Origin of the sequence: Paenibacillus sp. GM2FR (assembly GCF_002803325.1) — a bacterium.
GTDB lineage: Bacteria > Bacillota > Bacilli > Paenibacillales > Paenibacillaceae > Paenibacillus_AQ > Paenibacillus_AQ lautus.
The window spans coordinates 4,376,045-4,395,853 of sequence record NZ_MKZM01000008.1; the positions used below are offsets into that span (position 1 = coordinate 4,376,045).

At 49.3% G+C, this 19,809-nt stretch carries 21 protein-coding genes; 6 read left to right on the forward strand and 15 right to left on the reverse strand.

Features of this window, described 5'->3' with window-relative positions; all coding sequences use genetic code 11:
• Positions 1-50 precede the first annotated feature (50 nt).
• The 4 genes from PAEVO_RS19845 to PAEVO_RS19860 form a co-directional block, all read right to left on the reverse strand.
• Complete coding sequence (locus tag PAEVO_RS19845) at positions 51-548, reverse strand: winged helix-turn-helix domain-containing protein (RefSeq protein WP_100539087.1); 498 nt, start codon at positions 546-548, stop codon at positions 51-53.
• Positions 549-722: 174 nt separating this feature from the next.
• On the reverse strand, positions 723-1,283 hold the full coding sequence (locus PAEVO_RS19850) for a GNAT family N-acetyltransferase (RefSeq protein ID WP_100539088.1): 561 nt from the start codon (positions 1,281-1,283) through the stop codon (positions 723-725).
• Between the two features lie 35 nt (positions 1,284-1,318).
• Positions 1,319-2,647, reverse strand: coding sequence for an alpha/beta hydrolase (locus PAEVO_RS19855; protein ID WP_100539089.1), 1,329 nt, complete (start codon positions 2,645-2,647; stop codon positions 1,319-1,321).
• Positions 2,648-2,814: 167 nt separating this feature from the next.
• Positions 2,815-3,384, reverse strand: coding sequence for a GbsR/MarR family transcriptional regulator (locus PAEVO_RS19860; protein WP_100539090.1), 570 nt, complete (start codon positions 3,382-3,384; stop codon positions 2,815-2,817).
• A 372-nt stretch (positions 3,385-3,756) separates the two neighbouring features.
• On the opposite strand from PAEVO_RS19860, the gene PAEVO_RS19865 reads away from it, so the two are divergent.
• The 3 genes from PAEVO_RS19865 to PAEVO_RS19875 are packed head-to-tail and all read left to right on the forward strand — an operon-like array spanning position 3,757 to position 6,708.
• Entirely contained in the window at positions 3,757-4,959 is a 1,203-nt protein-coding gene (locus PAEVO_RS19865) for a quaternary amine ABC transporter ATP-binding protein (protein WP_100539091.1), read from the forward strand.
• The gene (locus PAEVO_RS19870; protein WP_100539092.1) at positions 4,952-5,785 is read left to right on the forward strand and encodes an ABC transporter permease; all 834 of its coding nucleotides are present in this window, start codon (positions 4,952-4,954) and stop codon (positions 5,783-5,785) included. Before PAEVO_RS19865 ends, PAEVO_RS19870 begins: the two co-directional genes overlap by 8 nt.
• Positions 5,786-5,787: 2 nt before the next feature.
• Complete coding sequence (locus PAEVO_RS19875) at positions 5,788-6,708, forward strand: glycine betaine ABC transporter substrate-binding protein (RefSeq protein ID WP_100539093.1); 921 nt, start codon at positions 5,788-5,790, stop codon at positions 6,706-6,708.
• A gap of 43 nt (positions 6,709-6,751) precedes the next feature.
• On the opposite strand, the gene PAEVO_RS19880 is transcribed toward PAEVO_RS19875, so the two are convergent.
• The 4 genes from PAEVO_RS19880 to PAEVO_RS19895 all read right to left on the reverse strand — a co-directional run bounded on the left by PAEVO_RS19880 (position 6,752) and on the right by PAEVO_RS19895 (position 10,462).
• Positions 6,752-6,931 carry a hypothetical protein gene (locus PAEVO_RS19880; RefSeq protein ID WP_100539094.1) on the reverse strand — a complete coding sequence of 60 codons (180 nt, stop codon included), beginning with the start codon at positions 6,929-6,931 and terminating at the stop codon, positions 6,752-6,754.
• A 729-nt stretch (positions 6,932-7,660) separates the two neighbouring features.
• Positions 7,661-8,392, reverse strand: a complete 732-nt coding sequence (locus PAEVO_RS19885) for a DUF6081 family protein (RefSeq protein ID WP_100539095.1) — start codon at positions 8,390-8,392, stop codon at positions 7,661-7,663.
• A gap of 17 nt (positions 8,393-8,409) precedes the next feature.
• Positions 8,410-9,336: a prenyltransferase gene (locus PAEVO_RS19890; protein WP_100539096.1), complete on the reverse strand. Its 927-nt coding sequence runs from the start codon at positions 9,334-9,336 to the stop codon at positions 8,410-8,412.
• Positions 9,337-9,484: 148 nt separating this feature from the next.
• Complete coding sequence (locus tag PAEVO_RS19895) at positions 9,485-10,462, reverse strand: LacI family DNA-binding transcriptional regulator (protein WP_100539097.1); 978 nt, start codon at positions 10,460-10,462, stop codon at positions 9,485-9,487.
• 186 nt (positions 10,463-10,648) lie between these two features.
• Between PAEVO_RS19895 and PAEVO_RS19900 the strand changes: the two genes are divergently transcribed.
• A complete protein-coding gene (locus PAEVO_RS19900; RefSeq protein WP_243390830.1) occupies positions 10,649-10,888 on the forward strand; it encodes a hypothetical protein in 240 nt (79 codons plus the stop codon).
• 182 nt (positions 10,889-11,070) lie between these two features.
• Positions 11,071-11,244 carry a hypothetical protein gene (locus tag PAEVO_RS33895; protein WP_165789689.1) on the forward strand — a complete coding sequence of 58 codons (174 nt, stop codon included), beginning with the start codon at positions 11,071-11,073 and terminating at the stop codon, positions 11,242-11,244.
• A 175-nt stretch (positions 11,245-11,419) separates the two neighbouring features.
• On the opposite strand, the gene PAEVO_RS19905 is transcribed toward PAEVO_RS33895, so the two are convergent.
• From PAEVO_RS19905 to PAEVO_RS34435, 6 genes are all read right to left on the reverse strand, one after another.
• The gene (locus PAEVO_RS19905; protein WP_100539099.1) at positions 11,420-12,250 is read right to left on the reverse strand and encodes a phosphoenolpyruvate hydrolase family protein; all 831 of its coding nucleotides are present in this window, start codon (positions 12,248-12,250) and stop codon (positions 11,420-11,422) included.
• A 49-nt stretch (positions 12,251-12,299) separates the two neighbouring features.
• Positions 12,300-13,511, reverse strand: coding sequence for a Tm-1-like ATP-binding domain-containing protein (locus PAEVO_RS19910; protein WP_100539100.1), 1,212 nt, complete (start codon positions 13,509-13,511; stop codon positions 12,300-12,302).
• A 126-nt stretch (positions 13,512-13,637) separates the two neighbouring features.
• On the reverse strand, positions 13,638-14,879 hold the full coding sequence (locus tag PAEVO_RS19915) for a phosphoenolpyruvate hydrolase family protein (RefSeq protein ID WP_100539101.1): 1,242 nt from the start codon (positions 14,877-14,879) through the stop codon (positions 13,638-13,640).
• 44 nt (positions 14,880-14,923) lie between these two features.
• Positions 14,924-15,559, reverse strand: coding sequence for a pyridoxamine 5'-phosphate oxidase family protein (locus PAEVO_RS19920; RefSeq protein WP_100539520.1), 636 nt, complete (start codon positions 15,557-15,559; stop codon positions 14,924-14,926).
• A 121-nt stretch (positions 15,560-15,680) separates the two neighbouring features.
• Entirely contained in the window at positions 15,681-16,493 is an 813-nt protein-coding gene (locus PAEVO_RS19925) for an undecaprenyl-diphosphate phosphatase (protein ID WP_100539102.1), read from the reverse strand.
• 204 nt (positions 16,494-16,697) lie between these two features.
• Positions 16,698-16,910, reverse strand: a complete 213-nt coding sequence (locus PAEVO_RS34435) for a sporulation protein Cse60 (RefSeq protein ID WP_100539103.1) — start codon at positions 16,908-16,910, stop codon at positions 16,698-16,700.
• Positions 16,911-17,356: 446 nt separating this feature from the next.
• Between PAEVO_RS34435 and PAEVO_RS34440 the strand changes: the two genes are divergently transcribed.
• Entirely contained in the window at positions 17,357-17,797 is a 441-nt protein-coding gene (locus PAEVO_RS34440; RefSeq protein WP_243390832.1) for a hypothetical protein, read from the forward strand.
• On the opposite strand, the gene PAEVO_RS19940 is transcribed toward PAEVO_RS34440, so the two are convergent.
• Positions 17,786-19,636: a hypothetical protein gene (locus PAEVO_RS19940; RefSeq protein WP_100539105.1), complete on the reverse strand. Its 1,851-nt coding sequence runs from the start codon at positions 19,634-19,636 to the stop codon at positions 17,786-17,788. The two genes, PAEVO_RS34440 and PAEVO_RS19940, sit on opposite strands and share 12 nt — an antisense overlap.
• Between the last annotated feature and the right edge of the window lie 173 nt (positions 19,637-19,809).

Here is a 19,809-nt window from a genome sequence, read left to right on the forward strand (position 1 = left end):
CTTCATTTTTAAATTTAATAGTTTGGGAGAAGAGGCTTTGAAGCCCCTTCCTATTTGGACGTTTCCGTCGAAACCACGTTGATCCCTACGGCATACTCCTTGCTGTCTTCCCCTTTGGTCGCGATGGTTTTGTTCACCCATTTTTCGAGCAGCTCCCGGAATTCCTTTGTCATCTCTTCATATTGGTCGGCGTTCAGCTGCAGCCTCAAGCTAATTCGGGTTCGGGTCGCTGCTTCATAATCTTCGGCAAGAACCGGGTCCATCGTTTGCGTTCCCTTGGTGTTAAACCACTTCGCTTTGGATTTATAATATTTCTCAACGATGCCGCCGACCGTCCGGGTCTCCACCAAATCTATCAGACCGCCGTCATATAACTTCTGGATATGGTAGTGGATGCTTCCCGGCGAATCTCCCAATTCATCCGCGACTTGCTTGGAGGTTTTGGCGATATCCAGTATGGTTCCGAGTATTTTCACCCGCTGGGCGCTGCCCAGCAGCTTCGCTTGTTCCACCGATATTTCAATGCTCTGATTTTGATCTTGATCCATGACGCAAACACTCCATTCTAAATGAAATTGCCATTCTAATTGTGTAATTCATACGGTTATTTTCGTTTGTTCTAATTTAGTTTATCATTCTAATTTTTTAGATCGATATGACACAATAATAAACCACCTATTACCATTTGTAAATAGGCGGCTTATAAATTGTTTCTTTTTTTTCTAAACGGGTTTGACCATATGATAATAAACATGCCCGTTAATCATGATTTCCTTATCTGTTTTATAACCTCGTCTTTCGTACAAAGAATGGGCGCGATGATTGTCCGTCACCACGGCGAGAGCAATTTTACGATAGGTAAGCTCCTTTGCCCGATTCTCCGCATGTTGAATAAGAGCCGAACCAATCCCCTTTCCTCCAAACTGCGGTGAAACGGATAGCGTATCGATATAGTACTCATCCTCGTCCGCTTCTTTGTCCAGCGCTATGGAAGGGTCATTCTTAAGCTTCCGCAAACGATCCAACATCGGACGATCCAATTCGGCCGCTTGATCGCCGCCGTAAGCTACGATCATGCCGGCCACCTCGCCGTCGATCTCTTTCACGGCAGCCTGACGGTAACTAAGCCTGCCCTCGTCCGCCCGGAAATATTGCTCCAGCACTTCAAGCACTTTCTCTTCACTGTCTTCCCCTGTTAATTGATGCGCCACATCGTGCAGCGCATCGTACAGCAGCCTTATCGCTGCAGCTGCATCCTGTGGTCTTGCTGATCTGATGGTCATGCCGATTCATCCTCCGATTACAATTCAACTCAAATTCAAGCATCCCAGTCCTCAACCTCATAAAACAGCTCCATCTCGGACGATGCCGTAAAAGAACGCCGTTTCACTTCAGGATCCCCGATCTTCTCATGCAGTCCAAAGCCTCTTGATACCTTGAACGTAAAAGACAAACCATGTGGTACCATCGCACTTCCCCTATATAAGCCCTCTCCGCAGTACGGAATCTCAAATCCGGCATAGATCGCGGGGGAAACCGGCGTGGAAGGCGGTACCTTCACCTGAATCGTGACTTTCACAAGCTCAGGCAGCTCTTCTACAATCGTAATCTCTTTATCCGCGATCAAGCTTCCGATTTGCAGCGTAATCCGGGTACTGCCGGGAGTTCTAGGCTTCAGCGTTCCGTCCGGCAGCAGCGTGAGCAATTCCGGATCCTCTACATGATACGTTCCGTTCATCAACGTTTGCACAAATCCGCTGTCGTATGTAATGACCGGATTCAGTTGTTTGACGGGCCCGGTTACCCCTACGACGCCATCTCCATACAGCTTAATCGAGGCCGGTTCTCCAATGTCGCCGAAAAAATACAGCAGTGGCGCCTGCGCTCTGCCTGCCCAATCGCTTTGACTGTGAGCCGCCCCCGGATCAAGGAACAGTATGAGATCTTCTCCCGGCACAAAGCCGTCTTGGATCAAGCGTTCCGCTTCCTCCCGTGCATATTTTTCCATGAAGACCCCTTCCGCACCGCCCATATCAAGCCATAACTTAAGATTTGGGTGCGTACCGTATCTTTCATAGAAGGGGTGTTCCTTAAGCTCCCCCTGAGCATCAAAATGGGCTTTGACGAAATAAGGCGACATGATCGCAATGCTTCCGAACACATCCGGCCTGCGGAAGCCGATATTGTAGGTGACGATCCCGCCCGCGGACGAACCCATCATGGCCGTATGCTCCGGGCCCCTTAACGTGCGATAAGTCTGATTGATATATGGCATGACTTCTTCAATAATAAATGATTCGTACCGTTCGCCGGCAAACGGGGGATCGAATACCTGATGCATCCTTGGATTGTCATGGAAGTACTCGTTCAGTCTTTGATGGGGAACCGTAGCGATACCAACGATGATAATCTCTTCCATCCGACCTTCGGAAACCAAGCGATCTGCGGTGACATGCATATCCCACGAGCCGCCTCGCTCATCCGCTGCAAATACATGCTGCCCGTCATGCATATAGAGTACGGCATAATGCTTCTCCGTATTCTCATGATAACTGGGTGGAAGATATACATACAAACTTCGGGTATTGCTTAGGTGAACTGATGGAAAATCTGCAATTTCTACCATTCTTGAGGACATACTGACCATTCTAACCCCTCCTGACTATTTTTGCACCACATGCACTTGCGTGCGGTTATTCATCCAGACAATGCCAGATAACAAAAAAAGGCACAACCCGATAAAATCAGGTTGTACCTCTTGGGTAAGCATTGCCTTACTCCACATTATACTGGGGAATTCCCCCATTTTCAATATCAGGATTCACCTTCCGGCGGTTCTTTCGGCACATACTTAAAGATATCGCCATCCACAAAAGTATCAATTAATCGTTCCAGCCATTTATAGTAAGCAACGGCCTCGCGCATCTTCGCCTGATCCTCTTGCAGCACCGCTGCCAGCTCTTCGTCATCTTCATGCGCTTTACGGAGCTTCTCTGTTTCGTCGAGCGCTTTGCGCAGGACCAGAATGTTGCTCTCCACCGATTTACGCCATTTAATATCGAAGAAATCCAAGAAGGTCTGGTACCAGTCATACTCCACTTCATACAAATCCTTGCGGGAACCCTTCTCCCACACCTTGTTTACCATTTTATAATCTAGCAGCGTCCGCACGCCTGTACTCATGCTGGTCTTGCTCATCTTCATTTCCTGTCCCATTTCATCCAGGTTCATCGGTTTATCCGCAAAATAAAGCAGTCCGTATAAATGTCCCGTTGAGAGTGGAATGCCGTACAAATCCATATTTCGTCCAATATTTTCAATGACACGCTTACGAATCTTATGCACGGCTGCCTGCCGTTCATCATCTAAATGGTACAAGCCCATGCTTGCAGCCTCCTCTATCTGTAGCCATCCAAGAAGTCATGTCAACATAACAAAACTAGGTGGACTCGAAGTGTAGTGTGAACGATCTCAATGAAATCTAAACAAGCAGAATCCACACACATTCTCTGATCTATTGTAGGGAAAGCTATTTTAAAAGTAAAGAAGATCGCTCTGGAGGATATCGGAGCATATGGGAGCATTTCAAAGGATAACTTTGTACAGTTTTTACTGTACGTACTTTACGTACGGATATAACGTTTGATACTTTACGTATCGGTTGTTACAATGGGTGACATGGGTTTACGAGACGACAGGAATAAGAAGACTCGGTCAAATGGACGCGTCTCTATACAATAAAAAGGAGGAGTACTTTTGGCTATTCTGCAAGTTAACAAAGTCAGCAAATTGTTCGGCGCGAACCCGGAACAAGGGCTTCAACTGCTGGAGCAAGGCTGGAGTAAAGCGCGAATTGCAAAAGAAAAGAATATAACGGTTGGCGTTAACCGTGTCAGCTTCGATATTCAGGAAGGCGAGATCTTCGTGATCATGGGGCTGTCAGGCAGCGGGAAGTCTACCTTGGTCCGTTTGCTAAATCGGTTGATTGAACCAACATCGGGCGAAATATTGATTCACGGCAAGGATTTGCGAAAAATGAACAAGGAACAGCTGCGGGAAGTTCGCCGCAAAAAAATCAGCATGGTGTTCCAGAAGTTCGCCTTGTTCCCCCATCGTACGGTTGTAGACAATGTGGAGTACGGGTTAGAAATTCAAAAGGTAGCCAAGGGCAATCGCCGTGAAGCGGCCATGAAGTCACTTGAGCTCGTAGGCTTGAAGGGCTGGGAGGATAAAATGCCCGATCAGCTCAGCGGCGGCATGCAGCAGCGAGTCGGGCTTGCCCGCGCACTCGCCAATGATCCGGAGATTCTGCTGATGGACGAAGCCTTCAGCGCACTGGATCCGCTCATCCGCAGAGACATGCAGGATGAATTGATCGAGCTTCAGGACAAAATGAAGAAAACCATCGTGTTCATCACTCACGATCTGGACGAAGCACTTCGAATCGGCGACCGCATTGCCTTGATGAAGGACGGCTCGATCGTACAGATCGGTACGCCGGAGGAAATCTTGACACAGCCTGCCAATGATTATGTTGAGCGGTTCGTGGAAGATGTCGATCTGTCCAAGGTGCTTACCGCTTCCCGGGTTATGCGCCGTCCGGAGACCATTACGATGGATCGCGGGCCTCGCGTTGCGCTGGAGCTTATGCGTGAACGGGGAATCTCGAACCTGTTCGTCATCGACCGTTCCAAGAAGCTGCTTGGCGTCATTACGGCCGAGGATGCGTCGGATGCCATGAAGAATAACCGCAAGCTTGCGGATATTCTTATTACGGACGGTCCGAGTGTCGGACCCGATACATTGCTGAATGAATTGTTTGAAATTACAAGTATGTCCAAAGTGCCATTGGCCGTTGTGGATGATACCGGCAGATTGATGGGCGTTATCGTCCGCGGTGCTGTTCTTGGTGCCTTGGCCGGAGAAAGCAAGAGCGAGGAGGTGACGCAAGATGCCTAAGATTCCTCTCGCTAGCTGGGTTGATTCCTTGGTTGAATGGATGGGAGACGTCTTTTCCGGATTCTTTGACGCCATCGCCTTCATCATTGAAAACGTCGTGCAATTGTTTACCGATTTGTTCATGCTCCCTCATCCGTATCTGTTCATCGTCATTCTGGCTGTCATTGCCTATTTATTAGGCCGTCTGCCATTGACTTTGTTCACAGCCATCGGTTTTCTGCTTATCGATAACTTGGGCTACTGGTCACAGACGATGAGTACGCTTAGCCTCGTGATCACGGCAGCATTGATCTCCGTTATCCTTGGTGTTCCACTGGGGATATGGGCGGCCTACAGCAAATCGGCATCTCGGGTGATCATACCGGTTCTCGACTTTATGCAAACCATGCCGGCGTTTGTCTATTTGCTCCCTGCCGTCACATTCTTCAGCTTGGGCGTGGTTCCAGGGGTGATCGCCTCGGTTATCTTCGCCATTCCGCCAACGATTCGCCTGACCCGTCTTGGCATTATGCAAGTATCAGGTGAACTCACAGAGGCCGCGGATGCGTTCGGTTCGACTTCTGGACAGAAATTGTTCAAGGTTCAGCTTCCACTGGCGATGCCAACCTTGATGGCCGGCATTAACCAGACTATCATGCTGTCCTTGTCGATGGTCGTCATCGCTTCGATGATCGGTGCCCAAGGTATCGGTGCCGAGGTCTACCGGGCCGTAACTCAGCTGCAAATTGGTAAAGGGTTTGAAGCCGGCTTGGCTGTCGTCATCTTGGCGATTGTCCTCGACCGCTTTACACAAAATATATTTAAATCGAAAAAAAGGGGTGCTTAATTTTGAAGAAACAGAAATTTTGGTTGTTGCTAAGCTTGGCTGCTATTCTGATCCTTTCTGCTTGCGGACAAGGCGGAAACGGCGGTACGGATGGAAAGACGGACAATGGGGCTGACGGCGGTTCCACTGCTTCCCTCGGCGAACAAGTGAAACATGAAATCATCGGTATTGATCCAGGTGCGGGTATTATGAAAGCTACGGCGGCCGCTATTGAGGAATATGGATTGACCGATTGGAAATTGATCGAAGGTTCCGGCGCAGCCATGACGGCAACTCTCGATAAGGCCATCAAGAACGAGGATCCGATCATTATTACCGGTTGGACTCCGCACTGGATGTTTGCCAAGTATGATCTGAAGTATCTGGAAGATCCGAAGAAAGTATATGGTGAAGCGGAAGAGATCCATACCGTTGCCCGTCTTGGACTGAAAGAAGATCATCCGGAAGCTTACAAGTTCCTGAGCAATTTCAAATGGACGTCCGACGATATGGGCCAAATTATGACGGCGATTCAAGAAGGCCAAGACCCTGAAGCTGCCGCTAAGGAATGGGCAGACAGCAATGCGGAGAAAGTGGATGCCTGGCTCGAAGGCGTACAGCCGGTTGACGGCAAAAGCTTCAAATTCAGTTATGTGGCCTGGGATTCCGAGATCGCCAGCACCAATCTGCTGAAAGTGATCATGGAAGACAAGCTCGGATACAAAGTTGACGCGCTTCAAGTCGAAGCAGGCCCGATGTGGACCGGCGTTGCCAATGGCGACGTGGATGCAACTGTAGCCGCTTGGCTGCCATTAACGCATGCCGACTACTGGGATAAGTTCAAGGACCAAGTCGAAGACCTTGGCGCTAACATGGAAGGCGTAAAAACCGGACTGGTGGTTCCATCCTATGTGGAAGCAAATTCGATTGAAGATCTGAAATAAATTGGTTAAAGCCATCCCATGGTATATGGGGTGGCTTTCTTTTTTAGTGATCAAGATTGTCGGCCTCCTGTTCTGAGGAGGATGTATCCGCTCCGGCCGCTGTTGAAACCAGGAAAACAGGATGATATCCTTGCGGTATTTTCCCGGTTTCAAAGGCGAACGCCAGGTCTCCTCCACCGATACATCCTCTTTTCTTGGGCTCGGCCTCCAATCTTTCCCACAAAGAGAGCCATCCCTCTTCTCAGGGATGGCTTTTTGGGGGCTGGGCGGGGAGGGGCTAAGCTGACCCGTTCGACACGGTCAGCTAGCCAGATTTATGGCCGGGCATGCTGTGAATCCCCTTTTGGTCTCACAGGCTTCCCGGCTTGGAGGGACTGCTGGTCCCCGGTGCCGTCCCGCTTAATCAAGATTGTCGGCTCTGTTCTAAGGAGGATGTATCCGCTCCGGTCGCTGTTGAAACCAGGAAAACAGGATGATATTTTTGCGGTATTTTCCCGGTTTCAAAGGCGAACGCCAGGTCTCCTCCACCGATACATCCTCTTTTCTTGGGCTCGGCCTCCAATCTTTCCACCCACTAAAAGAATGCCATCCCTTTCGTCTGGGATGGCTTTTTGGGGGCTGGGCGGGGGAGAGGCTCAGCTGACCCGTTCGACACGGTCAGCGTGCCTGGCCTATGGCCGCACAAGCTGTGAATCCCCCTTGGGACTCACAGGCTTGCCGGCTTGGCTTGAAGGACTGCCCCTGGCTCGACCTCCGAATGGCCAGACATGCTGTGAATCCCTTTTGGACTCACAGGCTTGCCGGCTTGGCTTCTTCGTTTCGGGTTGCAGCTTCTCCTATCATCTCTGACAAATAACGCGCCGCAGGCCCTCTAAAGCGCAGCCGAGCCACTTACACGAAAAAAGATCATGCCCACATCTATGAGCATGATCTTTTTTCTACTATATAAACACTACTCTTTTATCGTAACCGTCACGGGAGAGTATTCGGCAATCACGGTTTGTCCATGCACGGATACGCTGCCCTGCGGCGTAAGGTCTTTTTCGGTCATGATGCCCAAAGCGATGGTGAATTTGTTGAACTTGATCGGGATGTTCTTCTCCCGGCGGATCTCTTCACCGTTCACATAGAAGATGGCTTCGTCATCAGCACGGTTATACGTGATTTTGTACGTGTTGAATTCCCGCGGTGTGAAGTGTGTATCTTCCTCTTTAAAAATGCAGAAGTAACGAGTCTTGTCCGATTCCGGCACCTGCACGCCCGGAAACGGCAGGACGGCATACACGCTGGCGTATTTGTCATTCGAAGCAAAAAAGTCCAGTGCTGCGCCCGTACTGAAATCCAGCAGGTTCAAAGATACGTAGCCGTCATACAGATCGCCGGGAACCGTACCTTGGGTGCGTGCCCGAATTTGAAGCTCGAAGGTCACCTCGCCGGATTCCGGCACTTCCACCTCTTCGTTGGAGTAGTACATATGCTTGGCATTATCAAGAATTTGGATTTGATCATTCTGGCGGGTGAGCGGCGCGCGCACGTACAGGATGCCGTTGCGGACGATTACGACCGCATTCGGCTCGCGATATTCCCAGAATGAACCGTCCGGCAGCGGGAAACCGCCGATCTTCCAAGTCCCGCTCTCGGACAGGATCGAGTGAAAATCACCAAAAACGCGTTGTTGTTCCATCTAATTCCCCTTCTTCCTTACAAAGTCTGAATGATTCCCTGGATAATCAATGATAGGATCAGCACGCCGCCGCAGCGCATAGTGGTCATCGTTGACGCACCCATCAGCGGTAAATACGCTTCGGAACGATTGCTGTCCTTCAGTCTTCCATAGACAAGATACAACGGAATAATCGTAAGCAGTGCAATCAATGCGTAAGGCGGGAGCGCCCCGGCCAACACGCAGGCTATCAAGGATAAGCAGGCCAACAGCAGCAGGACCCGCGAGAAACTCAGCGCTCTTTTTTCACCCCATACCACAACCAAGGTCTTCTTCCCGGCCTGACGGTCTGCCTGCCAATGCAAAAAGTGATGATTGAACAAAATCAGCGTTGTCAGAAGCCCGATAGGCAGTGACAGCAGCAGCGCCCGGACATCCATATGTGAGGTTTGAACGTAGTATGCGCCCATCACCGGCAAAATACCAAAGGATAGCAAAATCGCAATCTCGCTGAAACCTTTGCCGCGATATCCGAATTGAATCGGTGGTGCGACATAGAAATAAGCGATCAACCCGCCAAGTCCGCCGAAGACGAAAGCCCACCAGCCACTGATCAAACTAAGGATAATCCCGCTCAGTGCAGCAATCCCGAACAGCGTCCAGGTAACGATCTCGAATTTACGGAGCGACCAGACGCCCTTCGTCAGAAAACCGGAGTTCGTGGAGATCGCATCCACATGCTCCTGTGCTTCCGTATCCGTTCCATTCTTATAATCCCACAAATCGTTCACCATATTGGAGAACAGATGGGCAGCGCCGCTCCCGATTAAGGTCAATAAAAAAAGGCCTATATGAAATTCACCTGTCCATACATAAGCCCCGAGTGCTCCCAAAGCAACCGGAATCAGCATAACGGGAATCACTTTGATTCGGGAAGCTTTTTTAAACTGTTCAAGGGCATCCACTTTGGTTATGCTCCTTTCTATAATACAGAATAGAACGCCTGCAGACAGCTACAGACGTTAACGTTGTGAAACATGGAACTTGTTTAAATAAGAATATCATAATTGTCGAACTTTGTAATCCATTTGTTAGAACTTGGCTATGCAGCCATTATACCGATGAGCGTTCGATCAGCTCGAAGGCAAGCTCCTTGCGAATCGGCTCTTTCTGCTCCCCTTGAATATGCGCATACAACATCTTGAAGGCCTCGGAACCCATATCAAACAGTCGGTTATCAATCGTGGTGAGACCCAGCATTTTGCCGATCGGCTGGTTATCGAAACCGATGACCGCGAGCTCTTGCGGAATGGAGAGTCCTCTCTTCTCGGCTTCATAGATCAAACCGGCGGCCACATGGTCACCCGTTACCAATAAACTGCTTGGGCGTTCCTCCATAGCAGACAGCCGATCCATAATCGCCGCACCGTCTTCCAGATCGATACAACCATCCAAAATCCATTCCTGGCGGTAAGGCTCTCCAATCTCCTTAAGCACTTCTTCATATGCCACCTGGCGTGCTCTCGTGCTCGGACTGTCCAGTCTTCCCACCGTGAAGCCGATGCGTCGATGTCCCCGCTTTATCAAATATTGCATGGCACTGCGGAATGCCTCCGCATGGTTTATATATATAGAAGAAAATAATCGTTCGCCCGCATCCTGACAGCATACAATCGGTCCATAAGCGCAATAAGCTTCGATCTGTTTCGGAGTCACGGCCGACGATAAAATAATGATGCCGTCAATCTCCCGGTTACGCAGCATCTCCAGCACTTCCACTTCCTTATCCGGCACATAACCGGTTTGGCACAGGATCAGGCGATAGCTAGCGGCAAGCGCTTCTTGGCCGGCTCCCTCCATCAGTAAGGAGAAGTAGGCATGATTAATAAACGGCAGCATGATGGCAATATTCATCGTTTTACCTGTAATCAGATGAACTGCATTCATATTCCGGGCGTATTTCAGCTGTTTCATGGTCTCCAACACGCGTGTCCGCTTATCTTCTCTGACATAAGGGTGGTTATTCAGTACCCGGGATACCGTCGATACCGACACGCCTGCAAGCTTGGCAATCTCTTTAATATTAGCCACAATCCATCAAGCCCCCTTCATCCACTGGTTCCTTCCTGATACTATCATGATTGCTTTCCCTATTCAAAGGGAGGCAACTCGGCAGCAGAAGGCTGATGTCAGCGTGTACGCAATACCTATGTCTTCCTTTTTTTGGTACGATTAATCTATCATCCCTATGGAGGTATCGGCATTGTTCACATCATAATGGAAGGCAATTGGTTAACCGGTATCACTTGGCTGATTAGCGGTGCTATCTCAGGCGCGCTGTTCTATACGGTAGGTGAAATCCATGAAATCGTGTGGGAAAATAATGCCCTGCTCCGGGAAGTACTGCACCGTCTTCCTGAGCAGCCTGGCGACAAAAAACCGCCCCTTGGAAATTCCAGGGCTAATCTCAGCGCACTGAAGAATTATAAGATGAACGCTAAAGATGAACAACGATAAAAAGAGACTTGATCTGGTATGCTTTTCATACTTTACACTGAGGTTGGGTGGAAACCTTCATTCATTGTCAGCGTGACCGTAAGGGCGTGATGGCAAGGGCAAGGCTTCTGCCTTTTTATCATGATTCGCGAAACTTGGACCTTGTCCATTACGTTATCCTTGTCAAAAGGAGCTGATGGATAATGGAGACGTTTGGCAGAGGCTGCCTGTACATTATTATTGGCATGGTTGGATTGTTACTGCTTGCCGTACTATTGGGGACGACGATTACGCTCCCTTGGTTTATCTTCATTCCGCTTATCATTATCGCCTTTGCTGTAGCTGCATCCAAGAGCAAGCACAAGGATGATGATTAAGTGAAACCGCGGGTAAGTCGCCGGATGCTAGAGAGGTTGTTAACGCGTTGTTTTCTGATCCATATGCGAGTTAGACCGATCAGCCCGATGATCTAGCCACTGTACACCAAAAAGACTCCCTTGAAGGGAGTCTTTATCATTCCAGATGATTCCGATCACTCTTTATCTTATCGATTTATTTCGAGATATTCTTAAATGCCTCTGTTTGCTGCTTAATGCCAACCTCCGTGGCAAAACGTTCGATGCTGGATGCTCCGAAGAATCCTTCCACGCCCTTGGTTCTGGACAATACATATGCCGCATCCTCAGGTTCGGCAATGGGACCGCCATGGCACAGTATCATAATGTCCGGGTTGACGGCTTTACCGGCATCACAGATTGCCTGAATCTTTTCAACGCAATCATCAAGTGTCAATGCGGTTTTCGCACCTATGGTGCCTTTCGTGGTAAGACCCATATGAGCAACCAGGACATCGGCTCCGGCTTCGGCCATCTTCTTCGCCTGATCGACGTCAAACACATACGGCGTTGTCACCAAATCCAACTCATGCGCCTTCCGGATCATCTCGACCTCAAGATCATAACCCATCCCCGTCTCTTCCAGATTCGCCCGGAATACGCCGTCAATCAAGCCCACCGTCGGAAAGTTCTGCACACCCGCAAAGCCTTGCTCCTTCAGCTGCTTCAGAAAAATATCCATGATCCGGAACGGATCCGTGCCGCAAACACCTGCCAACACCGGCGTATGCTTCACGACCGGCAATACCTCATTCCCCATATCCACCACAATCTGGTTCGCATCTCCGTACGCCATCAATCCGGCGAGCGAGCCGCGCCCAGCCATCCGGTAACGGCCCGAATTGTATATAATGATCAGATCTACGCCACCGGCTTCGGCGCTCTTGGCCGATATGCCCGTACCTGCTCCCGCGCCCAATAGTACTTTACCGGCTGCTACCTCCGATTTTAATTTCGCCAACACTTCCGCTCTTGTTGTCATTGCCATGATCTTTTCCTCCTTCAGTGTGATGCTTAATGTGTTGCCTGTGCCAAACTCACTGCTGTTTCATCAGTTCCATCAGCTTATCGGCCGCAGCCACGGCAAAGGCTTGATCATTAATGTCCGTATTCATTTCGATCAACTCAACGGTTTTACGGTCTATGCGTTGTCTTAACGTATCAAACAGCTTCTCATCCTCTTCCGGTCCATGGAATGCTTCACCTTCTACATCGAGCATCGATACGCCCTTCAATGGGAGCATAAGCACCGTAGGACCTTGCGAACCATTCAGCTTCTCTGCCATCTTCTCGCCAAGCTGCCGGTTCTCCTCCACCGTGGTCCTCATCAGCGTAACCGAGGGGTTATGCTTGTACAGATTCCGTTCCCGAAAAGCCTCCGGCACGGTATCATAAGGGCCAAAGTTGACCATATCCAGCGCTCCTGTAGATACGACCTGCGGCACCTTGCAGCGACCGGCTGCTTCCAGCCGATGCGGACCAGCTGCCAAAACGCCGCCCACCAGCTCATCGCACCATTCCGTTGTCGTCAAATCCAGCACACCGTCTATATATCCGGCCTCAATGAGGCTTTCCATCGTTTGCCCGCCGGTACCTGTTGCGTGAAATACAAGCACTTCGTACCCGTGCGACTCCAGATGCGCCCTGGCATAATCGATGCAAGGGGTCGTGACCCCAAACATCGTCGCTGCAACCAGCGGCTTCTTATCCATCGGGGGCGCCGATTCGAACTGAACCATACCGGCAATCGCATGCGCCGCGTTCGTAAATATTTTGGTTGAAAACGAGTTCAGTCCGGATACATCCACGATGGACGGGAACATGATGATATCACTTGTCCCCACATAAGGAGCCGTATTGCCGGATGCGACCGTGGACACCATCAGTTTCGGAACGCCGATCGGCAATGCCCTCATGCCGGCTGTGACGATCGAAGTACCTCCAGTACCTCCGAATGACAGCATGGCGTCGAATTTGCCCTCTGCATACAGCTTTGGTACGATTTTTTCCATTCCTTGAGCCAATACCTCAGTCCCTGCGGAACGGTCCTTCCGGGCCGCGATCTCGCGTATATCCACACCAGCTGCCGCTGCAACCTCGATGTTGGATACATCCGGCGTGAACATCGGCTCGAACACACCGCTATGAATCGTAAACGTCTTTAATCCCAAGCCCTCGATAACGGATTTAACGTATGAAAACTCGGCACCCTTCGAATCAAATGTCCCCGCAATAGCTACCGTCTTCACCGTGCAGACCTCCTCCATATCTCATCTCAGGATCGCTTGCACCCGTCCTGACGGTCCGGCATAGGATCCCTACAAGACCATAATACAGCGCTTTCAAATAAAAAGGATCGTATCGATGTACGATCTTTATGTATATTTGTCTTTCATATGCTGACGATAGGATTGGGGGGAAGTTCCCGCGTATTTTTTGAAGGTTTTGCTGAAATGAACATAGTCAGGGTAGCCTACCAGCTCCGCTATTCTGCCCAGTGACAGCTTGCTGCGCTTCATGATTTCCTGCGCTTTGTGAATCCTGTATTTGGCTATATATTCCGGAAAGCTGCATCCCACTTCCCTGTTAAAAAGCGCGCTTAGATGCGTTCGTGAAACATGAATTCGCTCTGCCAGCTCGGTCATTGAAATCGGGCCCGCGTAATTCTCGGCAACATACTCCTTTACAAAAGCAACATAATCCATCGGCTCTTCGAGCCGCGTCAGCTTCTCCATCAGCTGCCGATCCTGCTCCAGATGGCCCGTTGCCTTAAAACGAAACGTTGCATCCACAATGGCTTCTTCCGTCGGCGTTCGTTCAAAGCTCGAGCCACCCACGTAGCCCATGGCTGACGTGTTGTCATACATATACTGAACATCGATCGGCGTATGGACCGGACCGCCATACACCAGCTTGATCGGCCGCCTGCCCGAGTCGTCACATACTTCAAATATGTCTCTTGCGATTTCCGCCCCCTTCTCCAGCGACCATGCTTTCGTGGTGCCCATCAACCCACCTGCCGTGACGCCCAAATGGGCGCAGATGATATCGGCTCCCGCATCCAGCATCCACTTTGTCTGCTCCGGAGTAAAAACAAAAGCCATCGTAAACATATCTTGCTCATGAGCGGCCCGGACGGCCTCCACCTCCTGCAGATAGGTGATGCCTTCTTCCTCCAAGGCTTCACGGAACTGTCCATCAATCAGTCCCACGGTCGGATAGTTGATAATGCCGGCAAAACCGCTGCCGCGGATGATTGCCAAGTAATCGGGATGCTGAATGGTTGGATCTGTCCCGCATATGCCGAAGATTACCGGTATGTCACGGACCACCGACAGAATCTCCCGCGAGCCGAATTCCATCACCATTTCATTGCAGTTCGCATAGGGCATGAAACCCGCCAGGGAGCCGAGCCCCATCTGCCGAAATCGGCCCGAATTCAGGGCCAATATCAGATCGGCACCGCCCCTAACCGCATATTTTGCCGAGATTCCTGCCCCTGCCGCAACGCCAATCAATCGCTCCTGCGTCTGTATTCCTTTATGTAATCGGTCTAAAATTTGTTCTCTGGTCGTTATCAAAGCTATTGGTCCCCTTATCTTCAATCTGACCGTCATGTATCATCGTTTCCTTATATCGCTAAACCTATTATAAATGAATATCAATAGAGACGTTTAGTGTAACTGTCCTGCATTCCTCGGGTAACGGACTCCTCCGTCACGCTACCCTGATTCACATGATCCGCTATGATCTTGGACGGATTCGGCAGCTGTTCGCTTGGTATCCATGAATCGGGATTCCAAGCTTGCGAACGCATGAAAGCTTTTGCGCAGTGGATGTAGCATTCTTCGACCCGTACCCCGATGCCAAGCCATGGCCGTTTGCCCTGTACGCTGAGCTGATCCAAAATGTCTTCGTCCCTAACCAAGACGGCGCTGCCGTTGATACGCAAGGTCTCTTTCAAACCCGGTATGACAAACACGATGCCGACTTTCGGGTTGGACAAGATATTCCGCAGCGAATCAAACCGTCGATTGCCCGGCCGTTCCGGAATGACCAAACAGGATTCCTCCATCACATGCACAAAGCCCGCCGCATCTCCCCTGGGCGAAACATCGCAGTAACCGGATGCGTCCGAAGTAGCCATAAATAGCAACGAACTCTTGGAAATGAAGTCTTTACAGTGATGATCCAATCGATCAATCGCTTTATGTTTGACCACGTGATTGGACTCGCCGAACAGGTCGCGAAGCTCCTCCTCCGATGTAATGACGGACTGAAAAGGACTTTTTGTCATCATAATCACCCTCCTATTAGCTACCTCTTATACCTCTGTTATAACATTCTTTTCCGCTTTTCACTGTACGAAAAGAAGCTCCCCGCAAGTTTAACAAACCTACGAGAAGCTTCCTCCATTCTTATAAGAAGATAAGCAGCAATATGCCAACAATAAAGCAATAATAAGCGAAATATTTCAGATTCCCGCGCGCCATGATATTCATGAACCATTTCATCGCAAAATAGGTACAGATCAGTGTTGCGATAAATGCGATCAGATAGGGAATGAACAGCGATGAAAAATCGGGATCCGATGCGATATCCGACACGCCCAGCACCATGCCTCCGAGGCTTATCGGGATGTACAGCATAAAGGAAAACCGCAGCGCCGTCTCCTGCTTCATCCCCACAGCGATTGACGTAATGACGGTCGAACCGGATCGGCTGATACCCGGGATCAGCGCAACCGCCTGGGCCAAACCTACGATAAGCGCGTCCTTGAATGACAGGTCATTGTCCAGCTTGCGGCCGCGAAGGTTCCGAATCAGCCAAAGGGCTACCCCCGTAAACAGCAGCGCAATGCCAACCGTACGTACGGAAGCGAATATTTCTTCAATCTGATCTTTAAACAACAGACCAATAATGACGGCCGGAATAGTACCTACAATAATATACAGAATGAACATGAAGTCGGACTTATACTCCGGTTTTCGTGTGCGTAAATAACTTAGGCCGTTCACGATCAATCTCTGCAAATCCTTGCGATAGATAAACGCAATCGCAATCAATGAGGCCGCATTAGTCAGCATTTCGAACGACAGCCCATTCTGCTCCATGCCCATAAGTCTCTGGGCGACAATCAAATGACCGCTGGAGGATACCGGAATCGGCTCCGTCACCCCTTGCACAATCCCCAGCAGCAGGTACTTCAACCACAAGATGAAATCTTCCATTACTCTCCTACTCTCTTTACAACATTGGTATGGCTTATAAAAAACACTAGTCTATCATAGCCCAAAAAAATAGCAACAATCAAACCACGCGCGGCCAAAAAAGGTATGTAAACAAGAGAAGCCCCTCTAACCACGGAATTAGAGGGGCTCCTAATCTATTGTTAAGAGGTGATTCCATCATAAGATATGTAGCTTAATGAAACCTTAAAGCTTCATTAGGGGGACATAAAAAGTGGTGAGTACCCCATTGATCACTGTGGTCACACATCGGTGCGGCTTATCCTTCACATCATCAGGATGAAAATGATACAGGAATTCATTCACCTGATCCTGCAAATCGTCCAGATGGGAATCGCTAAAGAGCTCTACCTTCAATGTTTTTAAGCATGTAAACACCCCCATTTCAAACTTCGACATAAAAACGGGAGTTTCCCTGCTGGAGTTAAGTACACGGACATTTCATACCATAACATAAGCTGATCTATTATCTTCTGTTTTCCTCATACACAGCCAAGCGGAACCTGAATTATGGTATATTGTTGGAGTCGACGTTCGATTTTAAAGGAATTATCATATAAACTTTTTGGTGGTGGAACAGAGTTATGCAAGTCCAACGCAAACGAATCATCGGGATGACTGCCATACTGATGTTACTTTCAGCCGTTCTCTTCTACGCCATAATCTATGTGATGGAACGCCCAGGTGGACTATCCGATCGACGCATGTCACGAGCGCTGGAGCTTAACAGTATCCTTCATATCCCCCTCGGGAAGACCCCGGATAACGCGGTTGAACAGTTTAGAGGCCCATCGTCCATGTATATCATTCACCGAGAACCCGTGAGAGGAGGTACTCTGTTATTTATGAAACGGCCTTACCAAGCGGGAAGCCATCATTTGCAAGTCGAATATGTGCGAAAAACATGGATCGGTTGGAAATGGGTTTGGGGCGGCGGTTATGGAATCGGCGAATCTTCACAATCCGTAACGGCGTTAAATTACATGGGCCTTCCTGAATTAGACCCTATCTCTACCCCTTTTCCCATGGTGTTCGGGGATATCCTGGACCCCTCGATAAAAAAAGTAAACGTCAAGATCAGGGGCGAAGGTAGTTTTAACGCTAAACTGACTTCAGCTGAACCTGGAAGAATGATCTGGTTCGTGTTTGTGCCGTCGCCAGCCTCCATACCTTTTGATATTGAGGGTTATAATGAAGAAGGGACTCTCATCGCTCGCAAAACGATAACCGATCCGCGAGACAGCGGCTCGGTCCATTTAGAAATGGATTTGAAGTTAATCCGGTAAAATGAAGGGTGAAAGTTCTACAATTGCACCTTTTGCCGACTCGTCCGAGTCTGACTGCAAATCCTCTTTAGGCACAGATGCACGAACCACCAGCACGTTGGCCGAAATGATGCTTCCCTTATATTGTGCATAGATCTTGGTTATTCCCCTCTTATGTCCGATCAGGTTTCCTTCCTCATCCACCTCGGCTATATCCGGATGATCACTGGTGAATGTGGTTTGCCTTGTGATGTCGATTTCGTTTTGGTTGATATAGTTACGCAATATGACCCTCAAGTCAAGCATCGTGCCTTCCGCAAGCGAATACTCGTAAGAATCGAGTTTGATATAGCCAGAGACAGGATCGAATTCGTCCGTGTCTTCCGGGAACACGGTAACGTTCAATCTGGCCGCGAAACCTTCATATGTTGCTTCGACATAGGTGCTCCCCGGCTCATGCCCCGTAATCCGGCCCAAGGCGTCGATTTCCACGATGGCGCTGTCCGCCGACACATAATCCGCGGCGCTGGACAAATCGCTCTTTGTGCCGTCGGAATAAACCGCTTGAAGCACGGTGGAGACATTTGTACCTGCTTTCAATTTCTTATCCTTTTCCGTAAACGAGATGCCCGTCAGCGTACGTTCGACAGGCGGTATGTTCACTGAAGGCGACAGCTTCATCAGCTGGAACTTAGTCACGTCCCCCCGCTTAACGGTTCCCGGAAAAATAAATCCGCCGTCAGGAGTTACCGCTGCACTTCCGACGTTGTTGATGGGAGGGCCCTTAAATAATTCCCTGCTGATCAACTCGCCTTTCCCATCGACGCTCAGCACATCATATTGATTTTTGTAATCCAGACTGTTTTGAGAAATATGTTGTCCCAGCATGGCATAGCCGTCTTTGGTGCGGACAAGACGTTTGAAGTATTCGGAATTCGTCCTGTCTCGATATGTTTTTTCCCATTGTACCTGTCCGTTCAGGTCCGTCTTGGTCAGTACGTTCACATGATTACGGTTGACCCTTTTTCCACTGCCAATGACATAACCCCCATCTTCCGAAGCCGTAATGGAAAATGCAGACCATCTGCTAGCCTGCTCTTTGAATTGTTTCGACCAGACCTCTTTGCCTTGATCATCGATTTTGACCATCAGCATCGCATCCAGGTCTCCCGATTCATATTCCGCCCGCCCTACGCTGCCAACGGCCATATACCCTCCGTTATTGGCCGGAATAAGGTCGTTAAACTCTACGCTGTCTGTATAATTGTATTTGTTATACCACAACGTCTCACCCTTTATATCAATCTTTAAAATATAGGCTTTTTCATAGGCAACCCAGCCTACGGACCCACTCCCGGCTATAAAAAAATCGCCGTCCTCCGTTTCGACAATTGCAGTCGGGGTACTATGAATTGTATCATCCTGTACCTTCTCCCATAATACATTGCCCGATGAATCCAGTCTGATTATATACAGCTGACCAACAATCGGTACGTCTTCTGAATTCGTGTTACCGGCTACGAGATATCCGCCGTCCTTCGTCTCAATGACCCGGTATGCCATACTATTCGTAGTAGGATACATAGGCTTCTGTTCCCATTCAACCTGGCCCTCTGCATCAAGCTTTAAAATGTAAGCCTTTTGATACTTTCCAGCCTCGAAGATACCTCCAACGGCTATATAGCCGCCATCAGAAGTCGGGATCACTTCATTTCCTGCGGAGTTACTCCCGTAATCCCTGGACCATTCGACAGTTGACTGCACCGAATCGGTAGCCGCGTGGCTAAATCCGGGCATTAACCCAAACATCAGCAGCCCGGCAACACACGCAATCCAAAATCGTAAATATTTTCTAGACATAATTCTACCCCTTTAGTAAATAATATTTGTCAATATTTTCAATCCCTTTTAATTATTCATTCGATCCTCTGGAATTGGAATCCAACAAACTTCATAATTCTCTGATGAAATGGGGCTGTTTTCCAGATATGGATAAACAGAAGAAATCAGGACACTTTCACTATTCGGAAGGC